Annotated in this window: 14 protein-coding genes; 3 read left to right on the forward strand and 11 right to left on the reverse strand. The window is 71.5% G+C overall.

Annotated elements, in window-relative coordinates; translation table 11 throughout:
- Positions 1–2: 2 nt before the first annotated feature.
- The 7 genes from OEY_RS0104285 to rimP form a co-directional block, all read right to left on the reverse strand.
- The gene (locus tag OEY_RS0104285; RefSeq protein WP_010592704.1) at positions 3–986 is read right to left on the reverse strand and encodes a DHH family phosphoesterase; all 984 of its coding nucleotides are present in this window, start codon (positions 984–986) and stop codon (positions 3–5) included.
- Between the two features lie 7 nt (positions 987–993).
- Positions 994–1,476 carry a 30S ribosome-binding factor RbfA gene (rbfA, locus tag OEY_RS0104290; protein ID WP_010592705.1) on the reverse strand — a complete coding sequence of 161 codons (483 nt, stop codon included), beginning with the start codon at positions 1,474–1,476 and terminating at the stop codon, positions 994–996.
- 59 nt (positions 1,477–1,535) lie between these two features.
- Positions 1,536–1,826, reverse strand: coding sequence for a DUF503 domain-containing protein (locus OEY_RS0104295; RefSeq protein WP_003935690.1), 291 nt, complete (start codon positions 1,824–1,826; stop codon positions 1,536–1,538).
- A 104-nt stretch (positions 1,827–1,930) separates the two neighbouring features.
- The gene (gene infB, locus OEY_RS29670; protein WP_083846922.1) at positions 1,931–4,783 is read right to left on the reverse strand and encodes a translation initiation factor IF-2; all 2,853 of its coding nucleotides are present in this window, start codon (positions 4,781–4,783) and stop codon (positions 1,931–1,933) included.
- Positions 4,784–4,933: 150 nt separating this feature from the next.
- Positions 4,934–5,254, reverse strand: coding sequence for a YlxR family protein (locus tag OEY_RS29675; protein WP_010592706.1), 321 nt, complete (start codon positions 5,252–5,254; stop codon positions 4,934–4,936).
- Positions 5,255–5,298: 44 nt separating this feature from the next.
- Positions 5,299–6,327, reverse strand: a complete 1,029-nt coding sequence (gene nusA / locus OEY_RS0104305) for a transcription termination factor NusA (protein ID WP_003938972.1) — start codon at positions 6,325–6,327, stop codon at positions 5,299–5,301.
- On the reverse strand, positions 6,324–6,932 hold the full coding sequence (rimP, locus tag OEY_RS0104310) for a ribosome maturation factor RimP (RefSeq protein WP_010592707.1): 609 nt from the start codon (positions 6,930–6,932) through the stop codon (positions 6,324–6,326). Before rimP ends, nusA begins: the two co-directional genes overlap by 4 nt.
- Positions 6,933–7,094: 162 nt before the next feature.
- On the opposite strand from rimP, the gene OEY_RS0104315 reads away from it, so the two are divergent.
- Together OEY_RS0104315 and OEY_RS0104320 are read left to right on the forward strand one after the other, a co-directional pair.
- On the forward strand, positions 7,095–7,595 hold the full coding sequence (locus OEY_RS0104315) for a hypothetical protein (RefSeq protein WP_010592708.1): 501 nt from the start codon (positions 7,095–7,097) through the stop codon (positions 7,593–7,595).
- Positions 7,592–8,038 carry a ferritin-like domain-containing protein gene (locus OEY_RS0104320; RefSeq protein ID WP_010592709.1) on the forward strand — a complete coding sequence of 149 codons (447 nt, stop codon included), beginning with the start codon at positions 7,592–7,594 and terminating at the stop codon, positions 8,036–8,038. Before OEY_RS0104315 ends, OEY_RS0104320 begins: the two co-directional genes overlap by 4 nt.
- Positions 8,039–8,056: 18 nt before the next feature.
- Here OEY_RS0104320 and OEY_RS0104325 read toward each other — a convergent pair whose 3' ends face one another.
- Positions 8,057–8,731, reverse strand: a complete 675-nt coding sequence (locus OEY_RS0104325) for an O-methyltransferase (RefSeq protein WP_010592710.1) — start codon at positions 8,729–8,731, stop codon at positions 8,057–8,059.
- A 27-nt stretch (positions 8,732–8,758) separates the two neighbouring features.
- Entirely contained in the window at positions 8,759–10,492 is a 1,734-nt protein-coding gene (locus OEY_RS0104330) for a proline--tRNA ligase (RefSeq protein WP_010592711.1), read from the reverse strand.
- 53 nt (positions 10,493–10,545) lie between these two features.
- On the opposite strand from OEY_RS0104330, the gene yaaA reads away from it, so the two are divergent.
- Positions 10,546–11,289 carry a peroxide stress protein YaaA gene (yaaA, locus tag OEY_RS0104335; protein WP_010592712.1) on the forward strand — a complete coding sequence of 248 codons (744 nt, stop codon included), beginning with the start codon at positions 10,546–10,548 and terminating at the stop codon, positions 11,287–11,289.
- Here yaaA and OEY_RS0104340 read toward each other — a convergent pair.
- Together OEY_RS0104340 and OEY_RS0104345 are read right to left on the reverse strand one after the other, a co-directional pair.
- Entirely contained in the window at positions 11,260–12,393 is a 1,134-nt protein-coding gene (locus tag OEY_RS0104340) for an FUSC family protein (RefSeq protein ID WP_010592713.1), read from the reverse strand. The two genes, yaaA and OEY_RS0104340, sit on opposite strands and share 30 nt — an antisense overlap.
- A gap of 531 nt (positions 12,394–12,924) precedes the next feature.
- A partial coding sequence (locus tag OEY_RS0104345; RefSeq protein WP_010592714.1) for an MFS transporter occupies positions 12,925–13,829 on the reverse strand: 905 nt, incomplete at its 5' end.

The following is a 13,829-nucleotide window of genomic DNA, read 5'->3' on the forward strand; positions in this document are numbered from 1 at the left end:
CGTCAGTCCAGTGCCGCGCGCAGTGCCGCGACGACCAGGTCGCGGTCGCCGTACGCGGTGTAGCCGGATGCGAACCGGTGCCCGCCTCCCCCGAGCGCGGCGGCGGTCGCGGAAACGTCGATGTGCCGCTTCGATCGCAGCGACACCGTCCACACGTCCGGCCCGCACTCCTTGAATACGGCGGCGACCTCCGCCTCTGCCGTCGTTCGAACGATGTCGATGACGCTCTCGATCTCCTCGGCTCCCAGATGCGCGGAGTCCGCGCGGCGCACTGTCGCGTGGACGAGTCCGCGACCGCCGGCGGCATCGGGGACGAGCGTCGCCGAGGCGAGCACCATCGACAGCATGGGCAGCCACCCGAACGGGTGGGTGTCGAGAAGCCGGCGGGTGATCGCGGCGCCGTCGATCCCGGTCGCCAGCAGCCGTTCCGCGAGGCGGTGCGAGCCCGCACGCCCCCAGCGGAACGATCCGGTGTCGGTGACCAGCCCCGCGTACAGACAGTGGGCGAGGTCCGCGTCGATCTGCACGCCCCACTCGTCGAACAGATCGGCGAGCACGGCGGTGGTGGATTCGGCGGCCTCGTCGATCAGATTGTGGGTGCCGAACCGCGTGTTGGAGCGGTGGTGGTCGATCACCAGGATGCGCTTCGCTCCGGCCAGGCGGCCCGCGAGTTGCCCGAGTCGGCCGACCGTGCCGCAGTCCACGGTGACGAGGAGATCCACCTCGTGACGGACCTGCCCGGCGGGCACCCGTAGGTGACCGCCGGGCAGGTCGCGCATCGAGGCCGGAACGGCAGCCGGAGACGCGAATGCCACCTGCACCGGAGTGCCACGCCGCTCGAGCACCGTGCCGAGGGCCAGGCCGGAGGCGAAGGTGTCGGCGTCGGGCTGGACATGGCAGAGGATCGTCACCGACGTCGCGTCCTCGAGGAGCGCGACGGCGTCGCGGAGATCGACCGCCGGGGCGGCCTGCGTCGATTCGGCCATCGGTGCGCTACAGATCGTCACCGTCGTCGGGACGCGACAGATCGTCACCGTCGGGACGGGTCCGGGGCTCCTTGTATGGGTCGGGCTCGCCGGCGGGTGCGGCTCCCTCCCGGGCCTTGGCCAGCTCCTCGTCGGCAGCCCGTGCGCGCTCGAGAAGTTCCTCCATGTGCCGGGCGGTGTCCGGCACGGTGTCGGTGACGAAGGTCAGCGTGGGGGTGAATCGCACTCCGGTTCCCGCTCCGACCTTCGAGCGCAGCACACCCTTGGCCTTCTCCAGGCCGGCGGCAGCCGCGGCCAGGTCGGGTTCGGCGTCCAGATTCTCGCCGCGGACCGTGTAGTAGACGGTGGCGTCGTGCAGATCGGCGGTGACCTTCGCGTCGGTCACCGTGACGAACGCCAGCCTCGGATCCTTGATCTCGTGATCGATGGCCGTGGCGACGATCGTGGCGATGCGCTTGGCCAGTCGGCGTGCCCGTGCTGGATCGGCCATGTCAGTCGGTTCCTCTCCCCGGCCGCCGACGGCGACCACATGTTGTTCGACCGGTCCGGTCAGTCCTCCGGACCGAAAATTCTTCGCCGCACGGAGAGCAGCTGCAACTCCGGGCGTTCGGCGACGAGCCGCTCGCACGTGTCGAGCACCTCGTTGAGGTACGGCACCGCGGACGCGGCCACCGCCACCCCGATCTCGGCGCGGCGGTAGAGGTCCTGGTCACCGGTCTCGGCGGCACTGACCGTCATCCGCCGCAGCTCGGCGAGCACAGGACGGATCACGGACCGCTTCTGCTTGAGCGAGCGCACGTCGCCGAGCAGAACGTCCAGTTCCAGAGCCCCGAGATACATCCGTCCTCCGATGTCGTGCGGTGCCGATCTCCGGCACGCCGACGGCGGCGGGCGATCATCTCGCCCACCGCCGCCGACGAGACCGTCGGGTGTATCCGGCCGCGTCAGTCGCGCGGCTTCTCGCGCAGCTCGTACGCCTCGATCACGTCACCGATCTTGATGTCGGAGTAGGTGACCGTCAGACCGCACTCGAAGCCTTCCCGCACCTCGGTCACATCGTCCTTCTCGCGCCGCAGCGAGGAGATGGTGACCGTCTCGGCGACGACGTTGTTGTCGCGGAGCAGACGGGCCTTCGCGTTGCGCTTGACGATGCCGGACTGGACCATGCAGCCCGCGATGTTGCCGACCTTGGACGACTTGAAGATCGCCCGGATCTCGGCGCGGCCGAGCTCGACCTCCTCGTAGATGGGCTTGAGCATGCCCTTGAGCGCCTTCTCCACCTCGTCGATCGCCTGGTAGATGATCGAGTAGTAGCGGATGTCGACACCCTCGCGGTTGGCGAGCTCGGTGGCCTTGCCCTCCGCGCGGACGTTGAAGCCGATGATCACAGCGTTGGACGCGGCAGCCAGGTTGACGTTGGTCTCGGTCACACCACCGACACCGCGGTCGATGACTCGCAGCCGCACCTCGTCCCCGACCTCGATACCCATGAGGGCCTCCTCGAGGGCTTCGACCGTACCGGCGTTGTCGCCCTTGAGGATGAGGTTGAGCTCGTTGTGCTCCTTGAGCGCGGCATCGAGGTCCTCGAGGCTGATCCGCTTGCGGCTCTTGGCGGCCAGCGCGTTGCGCTTGCGCGCATTGCGGCGGTCCGCGATCTGCCGTGCGATGCGGTCCTCCTCGACGACGACGAGGTTGTCACCGGCGCCGGGCACCGACGTGAAGCCGATGACCTGGACCGGCCGCGAGGGCGACGCCTCGAGGACGTCGTCGCCGTGCTCGTCCACCATGCGGCGGACCCGGCCGTACGCGTCACCCGCGACGATCGAGTCGCCGACCCGCAGCGTGCCGCGCTGGACCAGGACGGTGGCCACGGGGCCGCGGCCACGGTCGAGGTGCGCCTCGATCGCGACGCCCTGCGCCTCCATGTCCGGGTTGGCCCGCAGATCGAGGGACGCGTCCGCGGTGAGCAGCACGGCCTCGAGCAGCTGGTCGATGTTCAGGCCCTGCTTCGCCGAGATGTCGACGAACATGGTGTCGCCGCCGTACTCCTCGGTGACCAGGCCGTATTCGGTGAGCTGCTGGCGGATCTTCTGAGGGTTCGCACCCTCCTTGTCGATCTTGTTCACCGCGACCACGATCGGCACGTCCGCAGCCTGAGCGTGGTTGATCGCCTCCACCGTCTGCGGCATGACGCCGTCGTCGGCCGCGACCACGAGGATCGCGATGTCGGTCGACTTCGCGCCACGGGCACGCATGGCGGTGAACGCCTCGTGACCCGGGGTGTCGATGAAGGTGATCAGCCGGTCTTCGCCGTTGAGGTGGGTCATCACCTGGTAGGCACCGATGTGCTGGGTGATGCCGCCGGCCTCGCCCTCGCGGACGTTGGCCTTGCGGATCGTGTCGAGCAGGCGGGTCTTGCCGTGGTCGACGTGACCCATGACGGTCACCACCGGCGGGCGCTGCACGAGGTCTTCCTCGGTGCCCTCGTCCTCGCCGTAGGTGATGTCGAACGACTCGAGCAGCTCGCGGTCCTCGTCCTCGGGGCTGACGACCTGAACGTTGTAGTTCATCTCGGAGCCGAGCAGCTCGAGAGTCTCGTCGTTCACCGACTGAGTGGCCGTGACCATCTCACCGAGGTTGAACAGCGCCTGCACGAGGGCCGACGGGTTCGCGTCGATCTTCTCCGCGAAGTCGGACAGCGACGCCCCGCGAGCGAGACGGATGGTCTCGCCGTTGCCGCGCGGCAGCCGCACACCGCCGACCGACGGTGCCTGCATCGAATCGTATTCCTGCCGCTTCTGCCGCTTCGACTTGCGGCCACGGCGCGGAGCGCCACCGGGACGGCCGAAGGCACCCGCGGTGCCACCGCGGCCACCGCGACCGGCACCACCGCCGCCACCACCGGGGCGACCGCGGAATCCACCGGGAGCGCCGGCACCGGTGCCGGCACCCGGAGCGCCGCCACCACCACCGCGGTAACCGCCGCCACCGCCGGCCGGACGCCCGCCGGGGGCACCGGGCCGACCGGGACGACCGGTCGGGGCGGGACGTGCAGCACGCTGCGGCATCGCGCCCGGGTTCGGACGCGGGGGCATCGATCCCGGGGACGGCCGGGGGCCACCCTGGCCGGGGGCCGGACGGGGACCGCCGGGACCGGCCGCGGGGCGACCCTGGCCGGGGGCCGGACGGGCACCACCGGGACCGCCAGCGGGGCGACCCTGACCGGGAACCGGACGCGGGGCGCCCGGACGCGGCGCAGGACGCTCCGCGGGGGCGGACGAGTACGGGTTGTTGCCGACGCGCGGCGGCTTGGGACCGGGCCGGGGACCGCCCGGCTTGGGGCCGGGGCTCGGCGTCTGCGGGGCCGGTGCCTGCGGGGCCGGTGCCTGCGGCGCGGCCTGCGCGGCCGGGGCCTCCGGGGTGGCCGGCTTCGGGGCGGCCGGGCGCGGAGCGCCGGGCTTGGGGCCGGACGCGGCGGGACGCGCCGCCGGAGCCGGGCTGGGCGCCGGGGCGGCGGCTTCCGGCTGCGGGGCCGGGGCGGGTGCCGGTGCGGCCTGGGCGGGCGCAGCCGGACGGGGACCGGGGCGCGGCGCCCCGGGCTTGGGGGCCGCCGACGGGGCTGCGCCGTCGCCGTTCGCCTTCGCGAAGGACTCGCGCAGTCGGCGCGCCACCGGCGGCTCGACTGTCGAGGACGCCGACTTCACGAATTCGCCCTGTTCCTTCAAACGGGCGAGAAGTTCCTTACTGGTGACACCGAGTTCCTTGGCCAACTCGTGTACACGGGCCTTGCCTGCCACTGCTCTCCTCACTGATGAGGTCGAGCGGCTGGTGCCCGCACGACCTCGGGTTATCTCCGATGGACGTTCATCGCTGGTGCTTCACGGTGTGCTCATGAGTGTTCGTACCTGTTCTTCTCAGAGTTGGTGTCCCCGGTCCGGCGCGTATCGCTACGCCGAGTTCCCCTCGTTCCGGACCCCGACCAGCTGAACAAGCGCGGACGGGTCGATTGTTCCCGACACCCGCAGCGCTCTGCCGAATGCTCGACGCCGCTCCGCCTGACCGAGGCATTCCGGGTCGGGGTGCAGCCACGCGCCCCGACCGGGCATCCTCCGCCCCGGATCCGGCACCAGCACGAAACCTGTCGACTCCGTCGCCCGCGCCACGACCCTCAGCAGATCGGCAGCCAGCACCCGCTGCCGACACCCGACGCAGGTGCGCACCGGAGCGATGCGCTCTCGGCCGGCCGAGGGCAGCTCATGCTGAGCCATCGACCACTCTACCGCTGATCGGGCCGGAACCGTGCATTCCACCCCTACCTGCCTGTCGCGGGCGACCCCGCCGACTCCGAACCACCGGCCGCGGCGTCGCTGCGGATGTCGATCCGCCACCCGGTCAGCCGCGCAGCCAGGCGGGCATTCTGCCCCTCCTTGCCGATCGCGAGGGAGAGCTGATAGTCGGGGACGACGACCCGGGCCGCACGCGCGTCGGGATCGACGACTGTGACGGATACCACCTTCGAGGGGGACAGTGCGTTGCCGACGAACCTCGCCGGGTCCTCGTCGAAGTCGATGATGTCGATCTTCTCGTCCCCGAGTTCACGCATGACGTTGCGCACCCGTTGCCCCATCGGGCCGATGCACGCGCCCTTGGCGTTGAGCCCCGGCACTCGCGAATGGACCGCGATCTTGGAACGGTGGCCGGCTTCCCGCGCGACGGCGACGATCTCCACCGACCCGTCCGCGATCTCCGGCACCTCGAGGGCGAACAGCTTGCGCACCAGATTGGGGTGCGTCCGGGACAGCGTGATCTGAGGACCGCGCTGCCCACGGGAGACCCCGACGACATAGCAGCGGATCCGGTCACCGTGCTCGTACGTCTCGCCGGGCACCTGCTCGGCCGGCGGGATCAGCCCCTCGGCGCCGGTGGTCTCGCCACCGATCTTCACCACGACCATGCCGCGGGCGTTGGCGCGGGTGTCGCGCTGGACGACGCCGGCGACGACCTCGCCCTCGTGCGTCGCGAACTCCCCGAACCGCTGTTCGTGCTCGGCATCGCGAATGCGCTGCATGATCACCTGGCGCGCGGTGGTCGCCGCGATGCGGCCGAAGCCCTCGGGGGTGTCGTCCCACTCGGAGACGAGGTTGCCGTCCGCGTCGAACTCCTGCGCCATCACCCGCACAGCGCCGGTCCTGCGGTCCACGTCGACACTCGCGTGCGGCTGGTGCCCGTCGGTGTGCCGGTAGGCGGTGAGCAGGGCCGTCTGGATCGTCTCGATCAGCGCATCGAACGGGATGTTCTTGTCGGCCTCGAGGACCTTCAGGGCTGCGATGTCGATATTCACTTGTCCACCTTCACTTCGTCCGTGCCGTTGTAGTCGGTGCCGTTCTCGTCGTCCGGATCCTCGCCGTCGCTCTCGGCGATCTCGCCCGCACGCACCCGGCCGTCCGGCACCCCGCCCGCGAGTTCGAGTTCGCGCGGATTCGGCGCGTTGAACTCGACCTCGACAACGGCGCGGCGCACATCCGCGAGCGGAAGCACCCGCACGGACGGCCCGTTGCGGCCGGGGACGACGACCCGGACCTCGTCGCCGACGAGCTCACCGATGCGGCCGACGATCGTCTCGTCGTCCAGGTCGATCCGCGCCTTGCGGGCCTGGGACCGGCGCCAGTGCCGTTCGAGGGTGAGCGGGCGGCCGATGCCGGGGCTGGTCACCTCGAGCACGTAGGGCGACTCGCCGAAGTCGGCGACGGAATCGAAAACCTCCGAGACGAGAGTGCTCAGACGGGCGGCCTCGTCGAGGCTCAGTCCGGTGTCGCTGTCGACGAACAACCGCACCGTGCTGTGCTTGCCCGCAGACGTGACCACGACGTCCTCGAGGTCGTATCCCTCGCGCTCGATCGGTCCGGAGACGAGTTCGGCAATTCTCTCCGGGGGCGGCACCGGCATCGCGACAAGCTCCTCGTTCAGTTGTGATCGCAGCGGACGACATGCCGGCGCACGAGCGGACCGGCAGGTATCCCAGGATATCGCGCATTCGGTGCCCCCGTGACCAACCCCCGCGGCCGACCACCGTCGGATCCACGCGGACCGGGCTGGCACGATGGTGCGGTGCCGACGCTCGCATCCTCACCGCCCGTATCCCGCCGCACCGTGTTGCGGTGGTCCGGCGCCGCGCTCGGCGGTCTCGGCGCGCTCGCCGTCGCCGGGTGCGCTGCCGGCGAGGACGACGGCAGCGGAGAGGTCGATCCGCTGATCGCGCAGGCCGAGCGGGCGCGCGTCGACGCCGCGACCGCCGCCCTGCTCGTCGCGCTGCTTCCGGACCGTGCGCAGGCGCTGCAGGCCGTCGCCGCCGAACGCACGACCCACGCCCAGACCCTGGACGCCGAAGTGGCCCGGCTCGCCGGGACCGACCCGACGGTGTCGGACGTCACGACGACGACCGTCGCTCCGGCCGCGGATCCACCGACCCTCGATCTGATGCGCGACCGGCTGGGCACCTCGCGGCGCGCCGCCGCCGATCTCGCCCGCACCCTGCAGGGGTACCGGGCGGGCCTGCTCGCCTCGATCAGCGCCGCGTGCGCCGTGCACACGGGGGTGCTGCTGCCGTGAGTTCGCAGTCGCTGGGTGTCGAGCAGCAGGCCCTCGTGGACGCGTTGAACGCCGAGTACGCCGCGGTGTTCGGGTACGGAATCGTCGCCGCCTTCTCCAACCCCGCCCGGGCGGCCGAGGTCTCGGCCGACACCGCGGCCCACCGCGCCCGGCGCGACGCCACCACGGATGCGCTGCGGGCCGCGGGCGTGACCCCGCCCCCCGCTGCCGCCGGGTACACCACGCCCTTCCCGGTGACCGATCCGGTCTCGGCGGCACAGCTGGCGGTACAGATCGAGGCCGATGTCGCCGTGGCGTGGCGTTCCGTCGTCGAGCGGGCCCGCAGCGAGCACACCCGTGGAGCGGCGATCGAGGCGCTCACCGAGTCGGCGATGCGGGCGGCACGGTGGCGCGTCAACCTGGGGATCGCCCCGCCGTCCGTCGCGCTGCCCGGGCAACCCTGAGCCGTCCGGCGCGGCGGGTCAGCCGGTCATCACGGCGATCGCCACGCCGTCCCAGCCCTTGACCCCGACGGTCTGCAGCGCGGTCGCGTCGAGGCGGGGCTCCGCCCCCATGAGTTCGAGCACCTCCCGGGCGCCGCGCACACGCTCGTCGTCGAGGTCGGCATTGGTCACCGATCCGCCGCGGATCACGTTGTCGACGACGATCACGGTTCCGGGTCGGCCGAGCCGCAGCGCCCACCGCACGTAGTGCGGGTTGTTCTCCTTGTCGGCGTCGACGAAGACCAGGTCGAACGGGGCCTCGCCCTCGAGGGACGGCAGGAGGTCGAGGGCGGCGCCCACGCGGACCTCGACGCGCTCCCCCACCCCGGCGCGGTCGAGGTTGGCGCGGGCGACCTCGGCGTGCCGCGGTTCGTACTCGAGGGTGACCACGCGCCCGTCGTCGCCGACGGCCCGCGCCAGCCAGATGGTCGAGTACCCGCCGAGCGTGCCGATCTCGAGGATGCGCCGGGCACCGCGGATCCGGGCCAGCAGGTGCAGCAGCTTGCCCTGCACCGGTGCCACGTCGATCGGCGGCAACCCGGCCGCGGCGTTGGCCTCGAGCGCCGCGGTCAGGGCGGGGTCGTCGCCGACGAGGAGCTCGGCGAGGTAGCTGTCGGTGGCGGCCCAGTCGTCGGCCGTGTCGCTGTCGGTCATGACACCGATTGTGGGGTCCGACGCGCCTCAGCGGCCGAGGATCTCCTGCAGCGCCTCGTCGGCCGGAACCTCCCGGGACTCGCCGCCGAACCGGTCGCGCAGCTCGACCTTGCCGTCCGCCCATCCCCGTCCGACGACGACCACCAGCGGCACGCCGAGCAGCTCGGAGTCCTTGAACTTCACCCCGGGCGAGGCCTTGCGATCGTCGAGCAGGACCTCGACTCCGGCCTTGTCGAGTTCGGCCGCCAGGTTCTCGGCGCCCGCCCGGGCCGCCTCGTCCTTGTTGGCGATCACCAGGTGCACGCCGAACGGAGCGACCTCGGCCGGCCAGCGCAGACCCTTGTCGTCGTGCTGCTGCTCGGCGATCACCGCGACGAGCCGCGAGACGCCGACACCGTAGGAACCCATGGTCGGCCGCACCGGCTTGCCGTTCTCGCCGAGCACGTCGACGGCGAAGGCATCGGTGTACTTGCGGCCGAGCTGGAACACGTGGCCGATCTCGATGCCGCGCGCCGACACCAGGGGCCCGGCACCGTCGGGCGACGGATCACCGTCGCGCACCTCGGCGGCCTCGATCGTGCCGTCCGGGACGAAGTCCCGGCCCGCGACGAGTCCGACGACGTGCCTGCCGGGTTCGTCGGCGCCGGTGATCCACGACGTGCCGTCCACGACCCGCGGATCGACGAGGTAACGGACCCCGTTGTCCAGCAGCGCCTTCGGACCGATGTACCCCTTGACGAGGAACGGGTGGGCCGCGAAGTCGGCGTCCGTGAGCAGCTCGTACTCGGCCGGCTCGAGCGATGCCCCGAGCCGCTTGTCGTCCACCTCTCGGTCGCCGGGGATGCCGATACCGAGCAGTTCCCACTCCCCGCCGGGTCGCCGCGTCTTGACGAGGATGTTCTTCAGGGTGTCGGCGGCGGTCACCGGGCGGTCGAGCGCCCCAGCTGCCCACTCGACGAGAGTCTCGATGGTCGGGGTGTCGGGGGTGTCGTGCACCACCGGCTCGGGCAGCCCGTCGAACGCAACCGGCTCGGGAGCCAGAGTGCGCACCGCTTCGACGTTCGCGGCGTAGCCCGACTCGAGGCAGCGCACGTACGTGTCCTCACCCACCTCGCTCTCGGCGAGGAACTCCTCCGACGCGCTCCCGCCCATCGCGCCCGAGGTCGCGGAGACGATGACGTACTTCACCCCGAGACGCGCGAAGATCCGCTCGTAGGCGTCGCGGTGGGCCCGGTAGGACTCGGCCAGGCCCTCGTCGGTGAGATCGAAGCTGTAGGAGTCCTTCATCACGAACTCGCGGCCGCGGAGGATCCCGGCACGCGGCCGCTCCTCGTCCCGGTACTTGGTCTGGATCTGGTACAGCGTGACCGGAAAGTCCTTGTAGGAGTTGTATTCGCCCTTGACGGTGAGCGCGAACATCTCCTCGTGGGTGGGCCCGAGCAGGTAGTCGGCGCCCTTGCGGTCGTGCAGCCGGAACAGCCCGTCGCCGTACTCGGTCCACCGGTTCGTGGTTTCGTAGGGGTCGCGCGGCAGCAGTGCCGGCAGCGAGATCTCCTGCGCGCCGATCGCGTTCATCTCCTCGCGCACGACGCGCTCGACCTGCCGCAGCACCCGCAGACCCAGTGGCAGCCACGAGTACACCCCCGGCGCTATGCGGCGGACGTAGCCGGCGCGCACGAGCAGCTTGTGGCTGGCGACCTCGGCGTCGGCCGGATCGTCGCGGAGGGTGCGGAGAAACAGGTGCGACATGCGGGTGATCACGGGAGAGCAGCCTACCTGCCGCCCCCGGACCGGCCTCGGTACGGTTACCGCTTGTGCTGGTGCTTCTGCCTCCTTCCGAAACCAAGTCCGACGGCGGCGACGGTGCGCCCCTCGACCTGGGCGAACTGTCGATGCCGCAGCTGACCGTGACTCGCGAGGCGCTGGTGCAGGCACTCGTCGACCTGGCCGCGGACCACGAGGCGTCGACCGTGGCGCTCGGCCTGGGTCCCACGCAGGCGGACGAGATCGAACGCAACGCCAAGCTGTGGGTCTCGCCCACGCGACCGGCGCTCGCGCGATACACCGGAGTGCTGTTCGACGCCCTCGACGCCGCCGGGTTCACCAGGGCGCAGCGGGCGAAGGCCTACCGGCGGCTCGCGATCGGGTCGGCGCTGTTCGGCGCGGTCCGTGCGGGCGATCCCGTCCCTGCATATCGCCTGTCGGGCGGATCGAAGCTGCCCGGGTTCGGCACCCTCGCGTCGTTGTGGCGCCCGGAACTGAGCGACGCACTGTCCGCGGAGGCCGCCGGGGAGCTCGTCGTGGACCTGCGCTCGGGGGTGTACCAGCAACTCGGACCTGTCCCCGGTGCGGTCACGGCAACCGTGCTCACCGAGCAGCCGGACGGCAGCCGCAAGGTGGTCAGCCACTTCAACAAGCACCACAAGGGCCTGCTGGCACGTGCGCTCGTGCTGACCCGCGCGGAGCCGGCGGACGTCGACGGTGTCGCGCGGGTCGCGGCCCGCGCGGGTCTGCGGGTGGAGACGGCGTCAGCCACCGAACTCGTGATTCTGACCTGATTGCGGTGTGCGCCCGGTGTCCTGCACCGCGGTGAGGAACCGGTGCGCCGGGTGCCAGAAGCTCCCGAGCACGGCCGCCACCCGGGGATCACCGGACCCGGCGGCCGAGCGCTGCAGTTCGGCGAGCCGGCGGGCGCACCGGTCGCGGGCCTCGTCGAATCGCGCGGGGTCGTCGTGGGCGTCCCCGATCCGGTCCACGAGCCCGGCAAGGGCCGTCAGGAGGGTGGGCACGGAACACCGCGCCGCGTCGTCCGCCTCGGCGAGAACACCGTCCGACGCCGCCTCGGCGACACGTGCGAGTTCGCGCAGCGCCGGCACGGCGTACCACAGCCGGTCCAGGACGCCCTGGGAGGCCGTGGCCTGGTCCCGGACCCGGTCTGCGATCGGACGCGGATTGAGCCGCGCGCTCTCGCGTGCCCACTGCGAGGATTCCGCCGCGCGCTCCATCATCCGGTCGATCTCCTCCGCCCAGCGCGCCCAGCCCCCGGTGCCCGGCCCCGCGTCGTCGCCCGTCCCGGCGGCCATGTCGCACAGCAGGGATCGGATCTCCCGGGTGAGTACCTCGAGCTCGTCTCCGACCGGGTAGACGGGCGGGAAGAGCACCGCGGTCACCACGAGTCCGCAGACCGCGCCGATGGCGGTCTCGATCAACCGGTCTCCCAGCATCACCGGATCGCCCGCGACGCCCGTCGCGATGACGAACAGGGCGGTGATCGCCACCCAGATCCCGTTGGTGCCGAACACCCGCCACCGGCCGACGAACCAGCCGACGAGCACGGCTGCGCCGATCGACAGCGTCGGTCCGGGCACGAGCGCGATCGCCGCCGCGGCGAGCAGTACCCCGGACAGGACGATCGCCATCTGCACGAACGCCTGCCGGACCGACCGGAACACCGTCGTCTCGACGAGGAACACCGCGACGTACGGCGCGAGATAGGCCTGCGGCAGCGCGAGCCACTCGGCGGCGACGAGCCAGGCCATCATCGCAGCGACGGACGCCTTGGCAGCCTGGGTGGCGATGTGGCGCTCGTGGCCTCGTTCGCGGACGGCACGTACCGTCCACGACGCCGAGTATCGAACCCGGTCGGTGAAGGCGGACAGCATGTGCTCCGGCTACCCGGGACGCACGGCGGTCACACCCCGCTGCGGGCGGCCACCGCGGCGGAGGTCTGTGTGCTGTTGCACCTCCGGCGGCGTAGGTCTGTGTACCCTGCGCCTCCGGCGGCGGAGGTCTATGTACCCTGTGCCTCCGGCGGCGGAGGTCTATGTACCCTGTGCCTCCGGCGGCGGAGGTCTATGTACCCTGTGCCTCCGGCGGCGGAGGTCTATGTACCCTGTGCCTCCGGCGGCGGAGGTCTATGTACCCTGTGCCTCCGGCGGCGGAGGTCTATGTACCCTGTGCCTCCGGCGGCGGAGGTCTATGTACCCTGTGCCTCCGGCGGCGGAGGTCTATGTACCCTGTGCCTCCGGCGGCGGAGGTCTATGTACCCTGTGCCTCCGGCGGCGGAGGTCTATGTACCCTGTGCCTCCGGCGGCGGAGGTCTATGTACCCTGTGCCTCCGGCGGCGGAGGTCTATGTACCCTGTGCCTCCGGCGGCGGAGGTCTATGTACCCTGTGCCTCCGGCGGCGGAGGTCTATGTACCCTGCGCCGCCTTCTCCGCTTCCTGGGCCTGCGCGACCTGCTCCGGGGTGAAGCGGATGAACAACGCCGCAGCCCCCGCGATCACGGCGCACACCGCGCAGCCGACGAGAGCGAACAGATAGCCCTCCCCCAGCGCGTAGAGCTGGGCGGGGTCCATGTCGGCGACGGCGCCGGACGTACCCCCCAGGGCCAGGGTCCGGGAGGTGGCCATCGCGCCGATCACGGCGAGACCGATCGGGCCGCCGAGCGTCTGCGCCACCTGGGCGATCGCAGCGAGCGGGCCGATCTCGTGCGAGCCGACGCCGGCGATCGCACACAGCGGCAGCGGGACCACGGCCAGGCCCACGCCGAATCCGACGACGAGCACCAGGACGAACAGCGTCGGCACGTACGCGACGGTGTGCGACATGGTCGACCCGTACAGCAGGCTGACCGCCATGATCAGGGCTCCGGTGACGACGAGCCACCGGGGCCGCACCCGGACCGCGAGCTTCGACGCGACCGCAGCGGCGGCGCCCAGCCCGAAGGCGAACGGCACGAACGCCAGACCGGCCTGCAGCGGCGAGTACCCGAGGATGTCCTGCACGAACAGGGCGACGAACGCGGCGAGGCTGAACATGACGGCACCGGCGAAGAAGATCGACACGAACGTCGCGACCCGGTCGGGATTGCGGAACAGCACGAACGGCAGCAGGGGGTTCTCGGCGCGGCGCTCCACGACGAGGAACACCGCGAGCAGCGCGGCACCGGCGAGCAGCGCGCCGACCACCGCCGGGCTGCTCCACCCCATCTCGGGGCCCTCGGTGAGCCCGAAGACGAGACCGGTGCAGCCGAGCGTGGCGAGCACCGCGCCCGGCACGTCCAGCGGCAGCCGCCCGGCGGGGGGGCCGCGGGGGG

The sequence above is a fragment of the Rhodococcus sp. P14 genome (genome assembly GCF_000256505.1).
GTDB classification, from domain to species: Bacteria; Actinomycetota; Actinomycetes; order Mycobacteriales; family Mycobacteriaceae; genus Rhodococcus; species Rhodococcus ruber.